This is a genomic window from Azoarcus olearius (genome assembly GCF_001682385.1).
GTDB lineage: Bacteria > Pseudomonadota > Gammaproteobacteria > Burkholderiales > Rhodocyclaceae > Azoarcus > Azoarcus olearius.
In genome coordinates this window covers 675,177-691,663 of the sequence record NZ_CP016210.1, presented here as the reverse complement: position 1 = coordinate 691,663, position 16,487 = coordinate 675,177, and the positions used below count along the sequence as shown (strand labels likewise).

Genomic DNA, 16,487 nt, shown 5'->3' with positions numbered 1-16,487 from the left:
CCCCCGCCCCGCAATGACGCCCCACCCCGCCACTCCGTCCGCGCCTTCGCCGCCGCATCCTCATCGCAGCCCTTGGCCTGGGCGCCCTCGCCGTCGGCGCCGCCTTCACCTGGCCCCGATTGTTCGGCAACGGCGATCCCACGGCGCTCTACCAGTTCGCCACCGTCAGCCGCGGAGACATCGAGGACGTGGTGACCGCTACCGGAACGCTGCAGCCGCGCGAGTATGTCGACGTCGGCGCGCAGGTTTCCGGACAGCTGAAGAAGATCCACGTCGAGGTCGGCTCGCTGGTCAAGAACGGCGACCTGCTCGGCGAGATCGACTCCACCGTTTACCTTTCCAAGGTGGATGCCTCGCGCGCCCAGCTGCGTAACCTGCGTGCCCAGCTGAAGGAGCGCGAGGCCCAAGTCGCCCTCGCGCAGGTGCAGTTCAAGCGCCAGACCGCGCTGATGGCGGAGGACGCCACCACCACCGAAACGCTGCAGACCGCCGAGGCCACGCTGAAGTCGGCCGAGGCGCAGCTCGAAGCGCTGCGCGCGCAGATCGAGCAGTACGAATCGACGCTGCGCGGCGACGAGGCCAACCTGCAGTACGCCCGCATCATGTCGCCGATGACCGGCACCGTGGTCTCGATCACCGCCCGCCAGGGCCAGACGCTGAACACCAACCAGTCGGCGCCGACCATCCTGCGCGTCGCCGACCTGACGACGATGACCGTGCAGACCCAGGTGTCCGAAGCCGATGTGAGCCGTCTCAAGCTCGGCATGGCGGCCTATTTCACCACGCTGGGCGGCCACGGCAAGCGCTGGTACGGCAAGCTGGACAAGATCGAACCGACGCCCACGGTGACCAACAACGTGGTGCTGTACAACGCGCTGTTCGACGTTCCCAACGACGACAACCTGTTGATGACGCAGATGACCGCCCAGGTGTTCTTCATCGTCGCCCAGGCCAAGGACGTGCTGCAGATTCCGCTCGCGGCGGTATCGCAGGGCGCGCGCGGTCCGCGCGCCGGAGCGCAACCCGCCGCGGGCGGCGCACTCGCCGGCGCCGCCCGCGGGAACGGCCCGCGCCGGGCCACGGTCAAGGTGCTGCGCGCCGACAACACGCTGGAGGAACGCGAGGTGCAGATCGGCGTATCCAACCGCGTCCAGGCTCAGGTGCTGGACGGGCTGCAGGAAGGCGAGCGCGTGGTCGCCGGCCTGCTGAGCGCACCCGCACCCGCTGCATCGACCACCAGCAACCGTCAGGGACCGCCGCCCCGCCTATGAAGCGCGAAGCCTTCTCCCCCTCGGCCAGCAGTACCGGAGCGGGAACGCCGCTGATCGAACTCGCCGGCATCACGCGCAGCTTCCGCAACGGCGAGATCGAGACGCGGGTTCTGCACGGCATCGACCTCACCATCTACCCGGGCGAGTTCGTCGCCATCGTCGGCGCCTCGGGTTCGGGCAAATCGACGCTGATGAACATCCTCGGTTGCCTGGACCGGCCGAGCAGCGGCACCTACCGCTTCATGGGCGAAGACGTTGCCGGTTTCGACCGCGACGAACTCGCCCGCCTGCGCCGCGAGGCCTTCGGCTTCGTGTTCCAGAGCTACAACCTGCTCGGCGGCGCCAGCGCACGCGAGAACGTCGAGGTGCCGGCGGTGTATTCCGGCATGCCGCCCGCCGAGCGCCACGCGCGCGCCGAGCAGCTGCTCGCCTCGCTCGGCCTCGGCGAGCGCAGCCACCACCGCCCCAGCCAGCTCTCCGGCGGCCAGCAGCAGCGCGTGTCGATCGCGCGTGCGCTGATGAACGGCGGCCGCATCATCCTCGCCGACGAGCCCACCGGCGCGCTCGACAGCAGGAGCGGCGAAGAGGTGATGAAGCTGCTGCGCCAGCTCTCCGCCGAAGGCCACACCATCATCCTGATCACCCATGCGCGCGAAGTGGCCGAGATGGCCCAGCGTATCATCGAAATCCGCGACGGCCACATCGTCGCCGACCCCGGCCCGAGCAAGCCGCAGGGGCCGGAGCCCGACTTCGCTCCGCATGTGGACCGCACCTCGTCGATGTCGGACCTGGTCGAAGCCACCCGCACCGCGCTGCGCGCGCTGCGTGCCAACCTGTTCCGCTCGGCGCTGACCCTGCTCGGCATCGTCATCGGCGTCGCTTCGGTGATCGCGATGCTGGCGATCGGCGACGGCGCCAAGGCCAAGGTGGTGGACCAGATCAGCGCGATGGGCACCAACCTGCTCACCGTGCGTCCCGGCGCGCCCAACCAGCGCGGGCGCGAAACCACCGCCACGCTGGTGATCGAGGACGTGCGCGCGATCGCCGAGCTGCCCAACGTGCTCGCCTCGGTGCCGGAACAGAGCGCCAGCGTCACCCTGCGGGCGGACAACACCGACCAGCGCACCACCGCCAATGCCACCTCCTGGAACTACGGGGTCGCGCGCAACTGGCCGGTGGCGAGCGGCACCTTCTTCAGCGCCGAGGACGAGGCGCGCTACGCCACCGTCGCGGTGCTCGGCCAGACCACCGCGGGCGCGCTGTTCCCGGGCGTCGACCCGATCGGCCAGTACGTGCTGGTGAACAACATCCCCTTCCAGGTCATCGGCGTGATGAGTCCCAAGGGCGCCACGCCCTGGGGCCAGGACCAGGACGACATCGTCTTTGTGCCCTTCACCACCGGCAGCCTGCGGGTGACCGGCCAGCGCTACCTGCGCAACGTCACCGTCGCGGTGGAGGACGTCTCCCGCATCGACGCGACGCAGAACGAGGTCAGCCAGCTGCTGCTCGCGCGCCACGGCGTCGAGGACTTCCAGATCCGCAACATGGCCTCGGTGATCGACACCGTGTCGGCCACCCAGAACACGCTCACGATCCTGCTCGGCACGGTGGCGGCGATCTCGCTGCTGGTGGGCGGCATCGGCGTCATGAACATCATGCTGGTGTCGGTCACCGAGCGCACCCGCGAGATCGGCATCCGCATGGCCACCGGCGCGCGCATGAAGAACATCCTGCAGCAGTTCCTGATCGAGGCGCTGGTGGTGTCCGCGCTCGGCGGCCTCATCGGTGTCGCCGTCGGGCTGGGCACCGCGGCGGTGATCGCGCTGTTCGACACGCCGATCAAGTATTCGCTGCTGCCGGTGGTGCTCGCCTTCGGCTGCGCCTTCGCCACCGGTCTGGTATTCGGCTACCTGCCCGCACGCAAGGCCGCCCGGCTGGACCCGGTGGTCGCCCTCGCTTCCGAATGACAGTTCCACACACCATGACCGCTTCCGTCGCGCGCCTGCGCCTTGCCCCCGTGCTGCTCGCCGCGCTGGTCGCCGGCTGCGCCTTCACCGAACCGGTCGCGCGCCCCGACCAGCCGCTACCCGCGCAGTGGACCGAACAGCCCGGCCCTGCCGCCGCCACCCCACTGCCCGACACCTGGTGGCAGTCCTTCGGCTCGCCGGCACTGGACGCGCTGGTGGCCGAGGCGCTGGTTGCCAGCCCTGACCTGCAGGTGCAGGCGGAGCGCGTGCTCCAGGCCGAACTCGCGCTGCGCCAGACGCGTGCGTCGCTGTTCCCGTGGCTCACGCTCGACGCCGACAGCGGCTGGCGCCGCGCCGACGCCGGCGACCGCGGCGCGAGCACGGTGACCGAAACCAAGACCACCTCGCTCGGCCTTTCCGCCAGTTACGAGGTCGATCTGTGGGGCCGCGTGGCCGCCAACGTGGGCAGCGCGCGCGCCAGCCTCAACGCCACCCGCTACGACCGCGACAGCGTGCGCCTGTCGCTCGCCGCGAGCGTCGCCACCACCTATTTCCAGCTGCTGACGCTGCAGGAGCGGCTGGAGATCGCACGCCAGAACCTGGCGATTGCCGAACGCGTGCTGCGCGTGGTCGAGGCGCGCTACCGCAACGGGGCCGCGTCGGCACTGGAAGTGAGCCAGCAGCGCACCACGGTGCTCACCCAGCGCGCTGCGATCGAACCGCTGGAGGTCAGCGTGCGCCAGACGCGCTCCGCGCTCGCCATCCTGCTCGGCCGCAATCCGCAGGACGCCGCGCCGGAATTCGAACGCCTCGAAGCGCTGGCCATCCCCACGGTGACACCCGGCCTGCCCGCCGAACTGCTGCTGCGCCGGCCCGACCTGGCGAGCGTGGAAGCCAGCCTGGCCGCCGCCTCCGCCGACATCGCCGCGGCGCGCGCCGCCTTGCTGCCCAGCATCAGCCTGTCGGCCGGCGGCGGCGTGGCCAGCAGCCTGCTGCTGTCGCTGGCCGACCCGGGCACCACGGTGTCGCTGTCGGCCTCGCTGGTGCAGACCATCTTCGACGGCGGCCGCCTGCAGGCCGCGGTCGACATCGCCCGCTCGCGCCAGCGCGAACTGCTCGAGAGCTACCGCAGCGCGATCATCACCGCGTTGAAGGAAGTGGAAGACGCGCTCGGCAACGCCAGCCGCGACGCCAATCAGGAAGCCGCGCAGCGCGAGATCCTCGCCGAAGCCCAGCGCGCGCTGCGTCTGGCCGAGCTGCGCTACCGCGAGGGCGCGGCCGACCTGCTCACCGTGCTGGACGCCCAGCGCACGCTGTTCTCGGCGCAGGACCAGCTCGCCCAGCTGCGCCAGGCGCGGCTGACCGATGCGGTCGGGCTGTACAAGGCGCTCGGGGGCGGCTGGCGGGCGGAGAACTCGATGGCGGCGGGCGGCTGAGGCAGCCCGCTCAGCGCGGGGCCGCCAGCAGCGCCTGCGGCCCGATGTCCGCCAGCGTCGCGCAGCCGGCGAGCGCCATCGCCACTTCCAGCTCGTCGCGCAGCAGGCGGATGACGTGGGCGACGCCGAGCGGTCCGGCGGCGGCGAGTGCGTGGATATAGCCGCGCCCCACCAGCACCGCGCGCGCACCGAGCGCGATCGCCTTGAACACATCGCTGCCGCGGCGGATACCGCCGTCGAGCAGCAGCGCAACGCGGTCGCCGACGGCATCGGCCATCGCCGGCAACATCTCCAGCGCCGGCGGCAGCGTGTCCAGCGTGCGGCCGCCGTGGTTGGAGACGATGAGCCCGGCGGCGCCGAGATCGGCGGCGATGCGGGCATCCTCCGGATGCAATACGCCTTTCAGAATGACCGGCAGCCGGGTGATCCCGGACAGCCATTCGACGTCCCGCCAGGTTGGCGCCTCGCGCATCAGGCCCTGGAACACCGCGCTGTCGTGCTCGCCCAGCGCCGGCCGCACGGGCGCAGGCGCGCCGCGCAGGTTGGCGGAATCGATGCCCGGCGGCAGCTGGAAGCCGGCGCGGTGTTCGCGGTTGCGCACGCCATTGAGCGGCGCGTCGATGGTGAACACGATGCCGCTGTAGCCGGCACGCTCGGCACGCTCGACCAGCGCGCGCGACACGCCGCGGTCCGGCTGCAGGTAGAGCTGGAACCAGCGCGGCCCGGCGCCGACCGCGGCGACCTCTTCCAGCGTGTAACTGGACAGCGTGCTCAGCACCAGGCCGGTGTCGAGCGCCGCCGCGGCATAGGCGCTGGCGCGCTCACCATCGGGATGGAACAGCTTCTGCCAGGCCACCGGCGCCAGCAGGATGGGGTGGGCCAGCTCCAGCCCGGGCAGGCTGCAGCGGGTGTGGCCGGCAGTGACGTCGCGCAGCACGCGCGGCAGGATGCGCAGGCGGTCGTAGGCCTCGCGGTTCCAGCGCCAGCTCAGCTCGTCGGCGGCGGCGCTGTGCAGATAAGCCCAGGCGTTGTCGTCCAGGCAGGCGCGCGAGAAACGCTCGTAGTCGACGACCGCCGCGATCTCGCGCGGGATGGCGGCAAGGCGCTGGGCGGGCTTGCCGGCCTCAGGCATCGGCCCACAGGCGCAGCAGGTTGTGATAGGTGCCGGTGAGGCGCACGACGGCGTCGTTGTCCTCCCCGACACTCTGGCGCAGTTGCAGCAGCGCCATGTCCATGTCGAACAGCAGGCGGCGCTGGTGGGCGTCGCGCACCATGCTCTGCATGAACATGAAGCACGCCACGCGCGCGCCGGCCGTGACCGGCGTGACCTGGTGGATGGACGAGGACGGATACACCACCGCGCTGCCGGCCTTGAGCTTGACGCCGTGGGTGCCGAAAGTGTCGGCGATGGTCAGCACGCCGCCTTCGTATTCCTCCGGGTCGGACAGGAACACGGTGGCCGAGACATCGGCGCGCACATAGCCGCCTTCGGGCGCCAGCCGCATCGCGTTGTCGGTGTGGTAACCGTAGTGGTTGCTGTCGCCGGCGTAGCGGTTGAAGAAGGGCGTGAGCACGCGCAGCGGCAGCGCCGCGGCGAAGAACAGCGGGTTGCGGTTGAGCGCACCGAGGATGAGGCGGCGCAGCGCGGGCAGATGCTCGGCATCTTCCGGCAGTTGCTCGTTGTTCTTGGAATAAAGCGCCTGCGGGCCGGCAGTGACATGGCCGCTGACCCAGCGCGAGGCCGCGATCAGCTTGCGCGCCTGTGCCAGCTCCTCGGGGCTCAGGACGTCGTCGATCGTGATCAGCATGCAGCCTCCGGCAGGGTGGGGTGAAACGCCCGCGGCGCGCCACTGAGGGCGGCACCGCGGGTGATGCAGGGATGGATCAGAACTTGAACTCGGTGGTCAGGATGGCCGAGCGACGCGTGCCGGGGACCGTAAAGCCGCCGTTGTCGTAGATCGCATCGTAATAGACCTCGTCGAACAGGTTGCGCAGGTTCAGGCGCACCGCCCACTTCGGCTGCTCGTAGGCCACCATCGCGTCCCAGCGCACGTAGGCCGGCGCCTTGTTCGGGTTGAACGCCGCGGTGCCGCCGGCGGACGGGTTGTAGCCGTAGCGTTCGCCCTTGCCTTCGGCGCCGCCGCCCACCTTCCAGCCGTTGCCCAGCGCGTAGGTCGACCAGAAGTTGAAGGTGTAGGTCGGCGTGTTGCGCGCGCGCTCGCCCTTGAAGTTGGGGTTGGCCGAGGTGACGACGCCCGTGGTGGCGTTGCGGTTCACCGCCACCTTCAGGATCTCGGAGTCCATCAGCGCGAGGCCGGCGAACACTTCCCACTTGTCGGTGATGCGGCCGGCAAGTTCGAACTCGAGACCGTCGGTGCGACGCTTGCGGGTCAGGATGGACGCGGTGGACTCGAGGTCGTTGTTGCGTTCCCAGTCCTTCGTGGCGCGGTACAGCGCGGTGCGGAAGGCGAGATCGCCTTCGAAGAACATGAACTTGGCGCCGAGTTCGACCACGTCGGAACGCTCGGGCGGGAATTCGCCGCCGGAGAGCTGGTAGAGGTCGGCGGTCGGGCTGAACGAGTCGCTCCAGCTCAGGTAGTAGTGGGCGTACTCGCTCGGCTGCCACGACAGGCCGGCACGGTAGCTGTTCTCGTTGAACTTGAGTTCAGGCGAGCGGACCGCGCTGTACTCGGCATCCATGAAGTCGCGGCGGGCGCCGAGCACGACCTTCCAGTCCTTGACGAACTCGATGCTGTCCTGCGCATACACCGAGTAGGTGTCGCCTTCGTACTTCGACGCGCTGGCGCGGTTCACCACGCTGCTGCTGTAGTACGGACGCGCGTTGGTGCCGAGGTTGAGCAGACCCCAGCGCACCGAATCCTCGTGCAGGTATTCGATGCCGGTGACCAGCTCGTGCTTCATGCCGAGCGCGTTGAACTCGGTGCTGAAGTCCGACTGCAGCACCAGGTTGTCGGTATCGGACTTGCGCGTCTTGGGCGCGTTGCCGCGATCGGACGGCGCCACCGTGTTGGACGGCGCCGAAGCCCAGTAGGCGCGCTTGTAGTTGGAGTAGCGCAGCTGGGTGCGCAGCTGGGTCTTGCCGGTGAAGCGGTAGGTGTGGGTGACGGTCGAGATGTTGGTCTCGCTTTCGTCGAAGTTCTGGTCGATGCCCCAGAAGTCGCTCTCGTCGAAGCGCTTGGTCGGCTTGTGGGTGGCGTTGTCGAACGAGATGCCGTAATCGGGGTTGTCGTCGGTGCGCAGGTACTGGTGGCTGACGATCAGCTCGTTGTCGGTGAAGAGGCCGAAACCGATGCTGGCGGCCGCGCCTTCGCGGTGGATTTCGGGCTCGGTGCCGGTGGCCGGGTTGGAGCGCCAGCTGCCTTCGTCACGCTTCATCACGTTCAGGCGCACGGCGGTGGTGTCGCCCAGCACCTTGTTGAAGTCGCCGGTGAGTTCGCGGTAGTCGTCGGTGCCGACGCTGCCGGTGACGCGGTTGCGATCGACCAGCATCGGCGTCTTCGACACCTGGTTGATCACGCCGCCGGCCTGGCCGCGGCCGAACAGCATCGCCGCCGCGCCGCGCAGCACGTCGACCTGCTCCAGATTGAAGGTTTCGCGGTTGTACTGGGCGGTGTCGCGGATGCCGTCGAGGTAGATGTCGCCGTAGGTGTAGAAGCCGCGCAGCATCATGTTGTCGCCGGAGCGGCCGCCTTCGGCAGCGTTGAAGGTGAGGCCGGAGACGTTGCGCAGCGCTTCCTTCAGCGAACCGACCTGCTGCTCTTCCATCAGCGAGCGGGTCACCGTGGTGATCGCTTGCGGCACATCATGCGGATCTTGCAGGGTCTTGCCGACGCGGGTGGCGGTGGCGCGGTAGCCGTCTTCCGGCGGCGCCTCGGTGGTGGCGTTGACGGTCACGGCCGACAGCGCCTTCTCCTTCGGGGCCGGGGTCGCGGTGTCCTGGGCCATCGCACTCAGCGACAGGCCGCCCGCCATCAGGGCGGCGCCCAGCGGCAGCAGGCGGACGGGTTGGGCGGGGGCAGCTGCAGCCTGGGCGGCAGGCTTGCGCGCAAGTTTCTTCTTCATGTCGTTCCTTATACGAATGTCGAAAAATCTGGCTGGCTTGCGCGAGGCTGGCTGGCTGTTGGGTTACTGATTCGGGGCGAATCGCGGCGGTGGTTTTTGTGCACCGAAACATTCGACGCGAACTGGATAGTAAGTGATAATAATTATCATGCACAAACAAACTTCGTTACAAACGAAAATCGTTCTCGTTGAGACGAATGTCGCATCGACACAACAGCCCGTCTGACCCGCCATGACCCTTGCCGCCACCGCAGCGTCTCCCGCCCGCACCTTCGCCCTCGTCGGCCACCCCAATGTCGGCAAGTCGGTCCTGTTCCACCGCCTCACCGGCACATATGTAAACGTCTCCAACTACCCGGGCACCACCGTCGAAGTCGCGCGCGCCACGCCGCGCTTCGACCGCGAGGCCTCGCTGCTCGACACCCCGGGCGTACTCGCCCTGCCCTCGCGCAGCGACGACGAACGCGCAACGATGCGCGCGCTGCTGCAGGAGGACATGCGCACGCTGATCCAGGTGGGCGATGCCAAGAACCTGCGCCGAACGCTCAACCTGACCGCGTTGCTGGCCGAACTCGGCGTACCGATGGTGATGGCGCTGAACATGACCGACGAGGCGAGCGCGCGCGGCGTGACGGTGGATAGCGCCGCGCTGGCCGAGGCGCTGGGGGTGCCGGTGGTGGCGACGGTGGCCACCGGCGGCGAGGGCGTGGCGCCGCTGACCGACGCGCTGCCGCGCGCCTGCGCGCCTGCGCCGCTGCTGCGCTACGACGCCGATACCGAAGCGGCAATCGAACGCATCGCTGCACTGATCACCGCCCACGCGCCCCATCCGCGCCTGGCCCCGCGCGGGCTGGCGATCCTGCTGCTCGGCCACGACAGCGAGGTCGTGCGCTGGATCGACGAGCACGCCGGCGACAAGGCGGCGCTGATTCATCAGGCCCTCATCGCCGCCTCGAACATCGGCAAGGAGCCGCTCGCTGCCCGCCTCGCGCGCGAACGCGGCCGCGCCGCCGAAGCGCTGGCACGCACCGTGAGCCACCAGGCAGCCGGCAAGGAGCGCACGCTGTCACTGCTGGTCGGCCAGCTCGCCGTGCATCCGCTGTGGGGATGGCCGATGCTGCTCGGCGTGCTGTTCCTGGTGTACCTCTTCGTCGGCGACTTCGGCGCCGGCACCCTGGTGGGCCTGCTGGAAGAAGACTTCTTCGGCGGCGTGCTCAATCCGGCCTTCACCGAGTTCGTCCAGCAACACATCAGCGCGCCCTGGCTCGCCGACCTGCTGGTGGGTGAATACGGACTATGGACGATGGGCATGACCTACGCGCTGGCGCTGATCCTGCCCATCGTCACGACCTTCTTCCTCGCCTTCGGCGTGCTGGAGGATTCCGGCTATTTCTCGCGCCTGTCGGTGATCGCCAACCGCAGCTTCGCCGCCATCGGCCTCAACGGCCGCGCAGTGCTGCCGATGGTGCTGGGGCTGGGCTGCGTGACCATGGCCACGCTCACTACCCGCATCCTGCACACCCCGCGTGAGCGCCTGATCACCACCTTCCTGATGGCATTGGCAATTCCATGCTCCGCCCAGCTCGGCGTGGTGCTCGGCCTGCTCGGCGGCATCTCGCTCGGCGCGCTGACGATCTGGGGCATCACCATCGCCTGCGTGCTGCTGTTCACCGGCTGGCTGGCGGGCAAGCTGGTCAAGGGCCGCCGCATCCCGCTGGTCACCGAACTGCCGCCGATGCGGATGCCGGTGCTCGGCAACGTGCTGAAGAAGACGGGCGGCCGCCTGAAGTGGTATCTGATCGAGGTGATCCCGCTGTTCCTGATCGGCACCTTCATCATGTTCGTGCTCGACCGCCTCGGCATCCTGCCGTGGATCATCAAGGCCGGCGAACCCGTGGTGACGGGCTGGCTGGGCCTGCCGCCGGAGGCGAGCGCCGCGTTCGTGATGGGCTTCCTGCGGCGTGACTTCGGCGCCACCGGCCTGTTCGCACTCAGCCACGAGCTGAGCATGGTGCAGGCGGTGGTCGGCATGGTCACGATCACGCTGTTCGTGCCCTGCATCGCCAGCGTGATGATGATCGTCAAGGAGCAGGGCCTGCGCACCGCGGCGCTGATGCTCGCGATGATCATGCCCACCGCCTTCCTGATCGGCGGCATCCTCAACCACGTCCTGCGCCTGTTCTTCTGAGTCCGCCGATGAACGCCCCCGCCTCCCCCGCGCACGAGCGCATCCGCCTGACCGGCACCCCGGTCGGCCGCCAGGCCCGCATCGCCGACTTCGGCGACGGCATCGACCCGCTGCAACGCGAACAGCTGCACGCCTACGGCCTGTCCGCGCCGCACCAGGTCACCGTGCTGCAACAGCAGCCGATGACGGTGGTGCTGTGCGACCACGTCGAACTCGCGCTCGAGCACGAGGTGGCGCGCAACATCTGGGTGGAGGCGGACTGAGCCGGCCTACCAGCCCAGACCGCGCCGCAACAGCAGCAGCACACCCATCCCGCACACGAAGGGCAGCCACGGGTTGCGCCAGCGCGTGGCGACCAGCACCACCACGAGCCCGGCCGCAAGCTTGGGGTTGAGCGGATCGAGCGCCCCGTCGTCGAGCAACAGGTCGGGCATCACCAGGCCGGCCAGTGCCGCGGCAGGCGCGTAGCGCAGCAGCCGCTGCACCACTGGCGGCAGGCGCGCGCGTTCGCCCAGCAGGATGAAGCTGCCGCGGGTCGCCACGGTGGTCATGCCGATCAGGCAGAAGGTCAGCCACAACAGCGCGTCACCGCTCATCGCGCACCCCGCTTTTGCAAGCCGTGCTCGGCCGCGAAGCCGGCGAGGATGCCCACCGCGATGCCGGCGATCAGCCCCAACCGCAGTGGCAGCCCGCGCAGCAGCACGGTGGCGATGCCGCCCGCCAGTGCGGCGACCAGCATCGGCCGGGTGCGACTCATCGGCAGCATCATCACCAGCAGCGCGATCGTCGCCATGAACTCCAGCGACCACCCCTGCGGCACGATGCCCGCGCCGAGCACGCCGGCCAGCGTGAAGAGCTGCCACAGCGTCCACACCCACAGCGACGGCCCAAGGTAGTAGCCCCAGCGCCAGTGCGGATCGTCGGCCTTCAACAGGCGCTCGGTGCACATCGCGAACACGCCATCGACCAGCAGGTAGCTCGATGCCAGCCGGCGCGCCAGCCCATAGTCGTGGAACGCCGGCGCCAGCGCGGCGCTGAAGATCACGAAGCGCAGATTGAGCGCGAGCGCGGTCAGCACGATCAGCCACAGCGGCGCCCCGCTCGCGAGCAGCGGCAGCGTGCCGAGCTGGGCGGTGCCGGCATACACGATCAGGTTCATGCCGGCCGCCTGCAACGGCGACAGACCGGCGGAAACCATCGCGATGCCGGTGACCACCGCCCATGGCAGCAGCCCGACCGACATCGGCATGAAGTCGCGGATGCCCTCGCGGGCACCGTCGCGGAACGCAGGATTCATCGGCGAAGACGCAAAAGCATGCAGCTTAGGCAGCGCCGCCGCGGCCGGCCATGTACGCCTCGCCGCAGTTCGACCATCACACCCGCAGCCGCCGGGCGCTCGCGGACGCCCGGGCCAGCCGCTACACTCCAGCCCCATCCTTCGCCCGCGGCCGCGCCGCACCCACAGGAAGACCCGAATGATCGGACGCATCAGCGGCCTGCTGCTCGAAAAGAACCCGCCGCAGATCCTGGTCGACGCCCACGGCGTCGGCTACGAACTCGAAGTGCCGATGAGCACCTTCTACGGCCTGCCCGCCACCGGCACCCAGGTCAGCCTGCACACCCACCTCGCGATCCGCGAGGACGGCCACTTCCTGTACGGCTTCGCCACCGACGAGGAGCGCACCGCATTCCGCCAGTTGCTCAAGGTCTCCGGCATCGGCGCGCGCACCGCGCTCGCGGTGCTGTCGGGGCTGTCGGTGTCCGACCTCGCGCAGGCGGTGGCGCTGCAGGAAGCCGGACGGCTGGTGAAGATTCCCGGTATCGGCAAGAAAACCGCGGAACGCCTGCTGCTGGAGCTGCGCGACAAGCTCGGCAAGGCGTTGCCGCAGGTCGCCGGCGCGCGGCTGGCCGCGGTCGCAGGGGGTGCGCCGGACGCGAAGAGCGACATCCTCAATGCGCTGCTCGCGCTCGGCTACAACGAGAAGGAAGCGCTTGGCGCGATGAAGGGCCTGACCGAGGACACCGGCGTCTCCGACGGCATCCGCCAGGCGCTCAAGCTGCTGTCCAAGGCCTGAACAAAACCACAGTCATGCGCACCCCGGCAGGCGTCCGAGCGGCTAAACTCTCGCCATGATCGAAACCGACAAGCTCCGCGCCGCCGCGCCCGAGCGCCTGATCTCGCCGCAGCCCGCCGACCGCCAGGAAGACGCGGTCGAACGCGCACTGCGCCCCAAGCGCCTGGCGGAATACGTCGGTCAGGCCAAGATCCGCGAACAGCTGGAAATCTTCATCCACGCGGCCAAGAAGCGCAGCGAAGCGCTCGACCACGTGCTGCTGTTCGGTCCGCCCGGGCTGGGCAAGACCACGCTGGCCCACATCGTCGCCGCCGAGATGGGCGTCAACCTGCGCCAGACCTCCGGCCCGGTGCTGGAACGCGCCGGCGACCTCGCCGCGCTGCTGACCAACCTCGAACCGCACGACGTGCTGTTCATCGACGAGATCCACCGCCTGTCGCCGGTGGTCGAGGAAATCCTCTACCCGGCGCTGGAAGACTTCCAGATCGACATCATGATCGGCGAAGGCCCGGCCGCGCGCTCGGTCAAGCTCGACCTGCCGCCCTTCACGCTGGTCGGCGCCACCACCCGCGCCGGCATGCTCACCAACCCGCTGCGCGACCGCTTCGGCATCGTGTCGCGGCTGGAGTTCTACACGCCGGACGAGCTCGGCTTCATCGTCAGCCGCTCGGCGCGCCTGCTCAATGTCGAGATCGACGACGACGGCGCGCTCGAAATCGCCCGCCGCGCACGCGGCACGCCCCGCATCGCCAACCGTCTGCTGCGCCGGGTGCGCGACTACGCCGAGGTCAAGGCCGGCGGCCACATCACCCGAGCGGTGGCCGATGCCGCGCTGCGCATGCTGGACGTCGACAGCCTCGGGCTGGACCTGATGGACCGCAAGATGCTGTCGGCGATGCTGGAAAAATTCGGCGGCGGCCCGGTCGGGCTGGACAACCTCGCCGCCGCGATCGGCGAATCCACCGACACCATCGAGGACGTCATCGAGCCCTACCTGATCCAGCAGGGCTATCTGCAGCGCACCCCGCGCGGCCGCATGGCGACGCACTCGATCTGGCAGCATTTCGGCCTCGCCCCGCCGCGCCCCGGCGGCACCGACCTCTTCGGCGGCTAGGCGGATGCTGGTTCCGCTTCTGCTCGGGCTGCTGGCCCTGGCGCTGCTGGCCGTGCTGGCCACGCGTGGGCGCGCCACGCAAAGTCGCCGGCGCGCGGCGCACGGTACGGACGGCCCGGGCGGCACCACCAGCGCCACCGGCGACAGCGACGGCAATGACGGCGCCGGCGATGGAGGAGGAGACGGCGGCAGCGGCGGCGACGGCGGCGGAGGCGGCGACTGATGCGGAGCGCGCAGGTGCTGATGTTCTGCCTGTGCGTGATCGGCGGCCTGTTTTTGCTCGTGCAGGCGCCGAGCTTCTTCATGCCGGACCGCTGGGACCCGGCCGTGGGGCGCGCCTTCGGGCCGCTCCAGTCCCGGCTGCTCGGCGCGGCGCTGCTCGCGATCGCATGGCTGGGGCTGGACTACCTGCGCAACCGCTACTACAGCGAGACCCGGCAACTGCCGGGCGTGCCGCAGCAACGGCGCTATTTCGCGGTGCTGGTGCTGGCGCTGGCGCTGCTCAGCGCCGCCTTCAACCTCGCGCCGCCCGGCCCCAACCCGGACTACCGGCCGCCGGCCAGTGCCCGTTAGGCGATCTGGATCGCCAGCCCTTTCAGGTATTCACCCTCCGGCACCGACAGCCCGATCGGGTGGTCCGGCGCCGCCGACAGGCGATGCAGGATGCGCGCATCGACACCGGCATCCGACGCCGCGCCGGCAACGATCTTCTGGAACAGCTCCAGACCGATGCCGCCCGAGCAGGAGTAGGTCATCAGGATGCCGCCCGGCGCCAGCAGGCGGAAGCCGAACAGGTTGATGTCCTTGTAGGCGCGCGCTGCGCGCTCGGCGTGCGCGGCCGAAGGCGCGAACTTGGGCGGATCGAGCACGATCAGGTCGAAGCTGCGGCCTTCGGTGCGCAGTGCCCGCAGCGCCTCGAACACATCCTCTTCCCACCAGTCCGCCCGCGCGGCATCCAGTTGCGGGTTGAGCGCGAGGTTGCGCGCCGCGGTTGCGAGCGCGGGGCCGGAAGAGTCGATGGACAACACGCTTTCCGCGCCCCCGGCCAATGCCTGCAGCGAGAAGCCGCCGGTGTAGCAGAAGCAGTTCAGCACCCGCCCCCCGCGCGCGAGGCGCCCGGTGAGCAGGCGGTTGTCGCGCTGGTCGAGATAGAAGCCGGTCTTGTGGCCACCGGCGACATCGACCTCCATGCGCACCCCGTGCTCGACGATCTGCAAGGTCTCCGGCAGCGCGCCGTGCACGCAGCCGGTTTTCGGCTCCAGCCCTTCGAGGCCGCGGACGTCGGAATCCGAGCGTTCATAGACGGTACTGCAGCCCGTGGCCTGGACCAGCGCAGCGACGATCGCGTCGCGCCACTTGTCCGCCCCGGCGCTGGTGAGTTGCACCACCACGACGTCGCCGTAACGGTCGGCGATCACCCCGGGCAGGCCGTCGGACTCGCCGTGAATCAGGCGCAGGCCGTCCTGCCCCGTCAGCAGCGGGTGACTCTGCCGGGCCGCCACGGCCGCCGCCACGCGGCGCTTGAAGAAGGCGTGGTCGATCGTGGTATCGGCGTCGAAACACCACATGCGGGCGCGGATCTGCGACACCGGCGACCACGCGGCCCGGCCCAGCACGCGGCCGTCGGCCGACAGCACGTCAACCGTGTCCCCCGCGCGAGCACGCCCTTCGAGGCGTTCGACGGAACCGGCAAAAATCCAGGGATGGCGGCGGAGCAGCGAGCGCTCCTTGCCGGGATGCAGAAACAGACGGGCCATGGGAATCACGACGGAAAGCGGGCGGACAGTTTAGCGGCCGCCCGCTCCACGGCCAATTGCCGGCGTCAGGACTCGAGCAGGCGGCGGGCGTGGTCCGCGGTTTCGATCAGGTCGCCCAACTCGCGCGAACTCAACACCCCGCCAAAATGGCGCAGCGCCGCGGAGGTGACGTAGAGATGGCCGTTGTGGCGCTTGTTGATCCAGCCCAGTTCGATCAGCCGCACGATCTTGCGCCGCACGGTTTCGCGCGGAAGCCCGGTGGCGGCGGCGATCGAATAGGCGTTACAGGGCTTCAGCGGGCAGTGCAGATCGCCATCGGGACCGAGCGCGACCCCTTTGCCGTTCTCGGTGGCGCCGATGTTGTGCAGTGCGATTTCGCCGAGCAGGATGGGCAGCAGGATGTCGCGGTCGAATTCTTCGAACCAGCGTCGCAAGTGCCTGACCTCGTGGCGAGCAAGCAGAAGCGCCACGCGCTTGAGCACGCGTTGCTTGTCGTCTGCCACTTCATCCGCGGCTCCGGGCCCCCCCACGACACCCGGCTCCAGCTGGGGAATTGAATCGTTTGGCATAAATATCCCGCGTCACCGGCATTGCCG

Annotated in this window: 16 protein-coding genes; 9 read left to right on the top strand and 7 right to left on the bottom strand. The window is 69.4% G+C overall.

What is annotated here, in order from left to right; translation table 11 throughout:
- Positions 1 to 119: 119 nt before the first annotated feature.
- From dqs_RS03355 to adeC, 3 genes are read left to right on the top strand one after another with little or no spacing between them, the layout of a single operon-like run.
- Complete coding sequence (locus dqs_RS03355; protein WP_236778728.1) at positions 120 to 1,271, top strand: MacA family efflux pump subunit; 1,152 nt, start codon at positions 120 to 122, stop codon at positions 1,269 to 1,271.
- Positions 1,268 to 3,238 (top strand): MacB family efflux pump subunit, encoded by a 1,971-nt coding sequence (locus dqs_RS03350; RefSeq protein ID WP_011764346.1) that lies wholly within the window; start codon positions 1,268 to 1,270, stop codon positions 3,236 to 3,238. The genes dqs_RS03355 and dqs_RS03350 overlap by 4 nt, the downstream gene beginning before the upstream one ends.
- A gap of 14 nt (positions 3,239 to 3,252) precedes the next feature.
- Positions 3,253 to 4,674 (top strand): AdeC/AdeK/OprM family multidrug efflux complex outer membrane factor, encoded by a 1,422-nt coding sequence (gene adeC, locus dqs_RS03345; protein WP_065339670.1) that lies wholly within the window; start codon positions 3,253 to 3,255, stop codon positions 4,672 to 4,674.
- Between the two features lie 10 nt (positions 4,675 to 4,684).
- Here the strand turns inward: adeC and dqs_RS03340 are convergent, their stop codons facing one another.
- The 3 genes from dqs_RS03340 to dqs_RS03330 all read right to left on the bottom strand — a co-directional run bounded on the left by dqs_RS03340 (position 4,685) and on the right by dqs_RS03330 (position 8,757).
- Complete coding sequence (locus dqs_RS03340) at positions 4,685 to 5,806, bottom strand: alpha-hydroxy acid oxidase (RefSeq protein WP_065339669.1); 1,122 nt, start codon at positions 5,804 to 5,806, stop codon at positions 4,685 to 4,687.
- Positions 5,799 to 6,482 (bottom strand): Fe2+-dependent dioxygenase, encoded by a 684-nt coding sequence (locus tag dqs_RS03335; RefSeq protein ID WP_065339668.1) that lies wholly within the window; start codon positions 6,480 to 6,482, stop codon positions 5,799 to 5,801. The genes dqs_RS03340 and dqs_RS03335 overlap by 8 nt, the downstream gene beginning before the upstream one ends.
- 76 nt (positions 6,483 to 6,558) lie before the next feature.
- On the bottom strand, positions 6,559 to 8,757 hold the full coding sequence (locus dqs_RS03330; RefSeq protein WP_011764342.1) for a TonB-dependent receptor: 2,199 nt from the start codon (positions 8,755 to 8,757) through the stop codon (positions 6,559 to 6,561).
- A 232-nt stretch (positions 8,758 to 8,989) separates the two neighbouring features.
- Here dqs_RS03330 and feoB point away from each other — a divergent pair, with 232 nt between their 5' ends.
- Both feoB and dqs_RS03320 read left to right on the top strand, forming a co-directional pair.
- Positions 8,990 to 10,945, top strand: a complete 1,956-nt coding sequence (feoB, locus tag dqs_RS03325) for a ferrous iron transport protein B (RefSeq protein ID WP_065339667.1) — start codon at positions 8,990 to 8,992, stop codon at positions 10,943 to 10,945.
- 8 nt (positions 10,946 to 10,953) lie between these two features.
- Positions 10,954 to 11,208 (top strand): ferrous iron transport protein A, encoded by a 255-nt coding sequence (locus dqs_RS03320; protein ID WP_011764340.1) that lies wholly within the window; start codon positions 10,954 to 10,956, stop codon positions 11,206 to 11,208.
- 6 nt (positions 11,209 to 11,214) lie between these two features.
- On the opposite strand, the gene dqs_RS03315 is transcribed toward dqs_RS03320, so the two are convergent.
- On the bottom strand, positions 11,215 to 11,541 hold the full coding sequence (locus dqs_RS03315; protein ID WP_065339666.1) for an AzlD domain-containing protein: 327 nt from the start codon (positions 11,539 to 11,541) through the stop codon (positions 11,215 to 11,217).
- Positions 11,538 to 12,242 carry an AzlC family ABC transporter permease gene (locus dqs_RS03310; RefSeq protein WP_011764338.1) on the bottom strand — a complete coding sequence of 235 codons (705 nt, stop codon included), beginning with the start codon at positions 12,240 to 12,242 and terminating at the stop codon, positions 11,538 to 11,540. The genes dqs_RS03315 and dqs_RS03310 overlap by 4 nt, the downstream gene beginning before the upstream one ends.
- A gap of 178 nt (positions 12,243 to 12,420) precedes the next feature.
- Between dqs_RS03310 and ruvA the strand changes: the two genes are divergently transcribed.
- From ruvA to dqs_RS03290, 4 genes are read left to right on the top strand one after another with little or no spacing between them, the layout of a single operon-like run.
- Positions 12,421 to 13,020, top strand: coding sequence for a Holliday junction branch migration protein RuvA (gene ruvA, locus dqs_RS03305; protein ID WP_065339665.1), 600 nt, complete (start codon positions 12,421 to 12,423; stop codon positions 13,018 to 13,020).
- A gap of 55 nt (positions 13,021 to 13,075) precedes the next feature.
- On the top strand, positions 13,076 to 14,134 hold the full coding sequence (gene ruvB / locus dqs_RS03300) for a Holliday junction branch migration DNA helicase RuvB (protein ID WP_011764336.1): 1,059 nt from the start codon (positions 13,076 to 13,078) through the stop codon (positions 14,132 to 14,134).
- Between the two features lie 4 nt (positions 14,135 to 14,138).
- Complete coding sequence (locus dqs_RS03295) at positions 14,139 to 14,357, top strand: hypothetical protein (RefSeq protein WP_065339664.1); 219 nt, start codon at positions 14,139 to 14,141, stop codon at positions 14,355 to 14,357.
- Positions 14,357 to 14,707, top strand: coding sequence for a hypothetical protein (locus tag dqs_RS03290; protein ID WP_065339663.1), 351 nt, complete (start codon positions 14,357 to 14,359; stop codon positions 14,705 to 14,707). Before dqs_RS03295 ends, dqs_RS03290 begins: the two co-directional genes overlap by 1 nt.
- On the opposite strand, the gene dqs_RS03285 is transcribed toward dqs_RS03290, so the two are convergent.
- Together dqs_RS03285 and dqs_RS03280 are read right to left on the bottom strand one after the other, a co-directional pair.
- Positions 14,704 to 15,891 (bottom strand): class I SAM-dependent rRNA methyltransferase, encoded by a 1,188-nt coding sequence (locus dqs_RS03285; protein ID WP_065339662.1) that lies wholly within the window; start codon positions 15,889 to 15,891, stop codon positions 14,704 to 14,706. The two genes, dqs_RS03290 and dqs_RS03285, sit on opposite strands and share 4 nt — an antisense overlap.
- Positions 15,892 to 15,956: 65 nt before the next feature.
- A complete protein-coding gene (locus dqs_RS03280) occupies positions 15,957 to 16,460 on the bottom strand; it encodes an IclR family transcriptional regulator (protein ID WP_011764332.1) in 504 nt (167 codons plus the stop codon).
- Between the last annotated feature and the right edge of the window lie 27 nt (positions 16,461 to 16,487).

What these genes read in the sequence shown, in the direction of transcription:
- dqs_RS03320 (WP_011764340.1), top strand. Translation starts at nt 10,954, where the DNA reads ATGAACGCCCCCGCCTCCCCCGCGCACGAGCGCATCCGCCTGACCGGC.
- dqs_RS03340 (WP_065339669.1), bottom strand. Translation starts at nt 5,806, where the DNA reads ATGCCTGAGGCCGGCAAGCCCGCCCAGCGCCTTGCCGCCATCCCGCGC.
- dqs_RS03290 (WP_065339663.1), top strand. Translation starts at nt 14,357, where the DNA reads ATGCGGAGCGCGCAGGTGCTGATGTTCTGCCTGTGCGTGATCGGCGGC.
- ruvA (WP_065339665.1), top strand. Translation starts at nt 12,421, where the DNA reads ATGATCGGACGCATCAGCGGCCTGCTGCTCGAAAAGAACCCGCCGCAG.
- dqs_RS03315 (WP_065339666.1), bottom strand. Translation starts at nt 11,541, where the DNA reads ATGAGCGGTGACGCGCTGTTGTGGCTGACCTTCTGCCTGATCGGCATG.
- dqs_RS03285 (WP_065339662.1), bottom strand. Translation starts at nt 15,891, where the DNA reads ATGGCCCGTCTGTTTCTGCATCCCGGCAAGGAGCGCTCGCTGCTCCGC.
- dqs_RS03335 (WP_065339668.1), bottom strand. Translation starts at nt 6,482, where the DNA reads ATGCTGATCACGATCGACGACGTCCTGAGCCCCGAGGAGCTGGCACAG.
- dqs_RS03310 (WP_011764338.1), bottom strand. Translation starts at nt 12,242, where the DNA reads ATGAATCCTGCGTTCCGCGACGGTGCCCGCGAGGGCATCCGCGACTTC.
- dqs_RS03280 (WP_011764332.1), bottom strand. Translation starts at nt 16,460, where the DNA reads ATGCCAAACGATTCAATTCCCCAGCTGGAGCCGGGTGTCGTGGGGGGG.
- adeC (WP_065339670.1), top strand. Translation starts at nt 3,253, where the DNA reads ATGACCGCTTCCGTCGCGCGCCTGCGCCTTGCCCCCGTGCTGCTCGCC.
- dqs_RS03330 (WP_011764342.1), bottom strand. Translation starts at nt 8,757, where the DNA reads ATGAAGAAGAAACTTGCGCGCAAGCCTGCCGCCCAGGCTGCAGCTGCC.
- dqs_RS03350 (WP_011764346.1), top strand. Translation starts at nt 1,268, where the DNA reads ATGAAGCGCGAAGCCTTCTCCCCCTCGGCCAGCAGTACCGGAGCGGGA.
- ruvB (WP_011764336.1), top strand. Translation starts at nt 13,076, where the DNA reads ATGATCGAAACCGACAAGCTCCGCGCCGCCGCGCCCGAGCGCCTGATC.
- feoB (WP_065339667.1), top strand. Translation starts at nt 8,990, where the DNA reads ATGACCCTTGCCGCCACCGCAGCGTCTCCCGCCCGCACCTTCGCCCTC.
- dqs_RS03295 (WP_065339664.1), top strand. Translation starts at nt 14,139, where the DNA reads ATGCTGGTTCCGCTTCTGCTCGGGCTGCTGGCCCTGGCGCTGCTGGCC.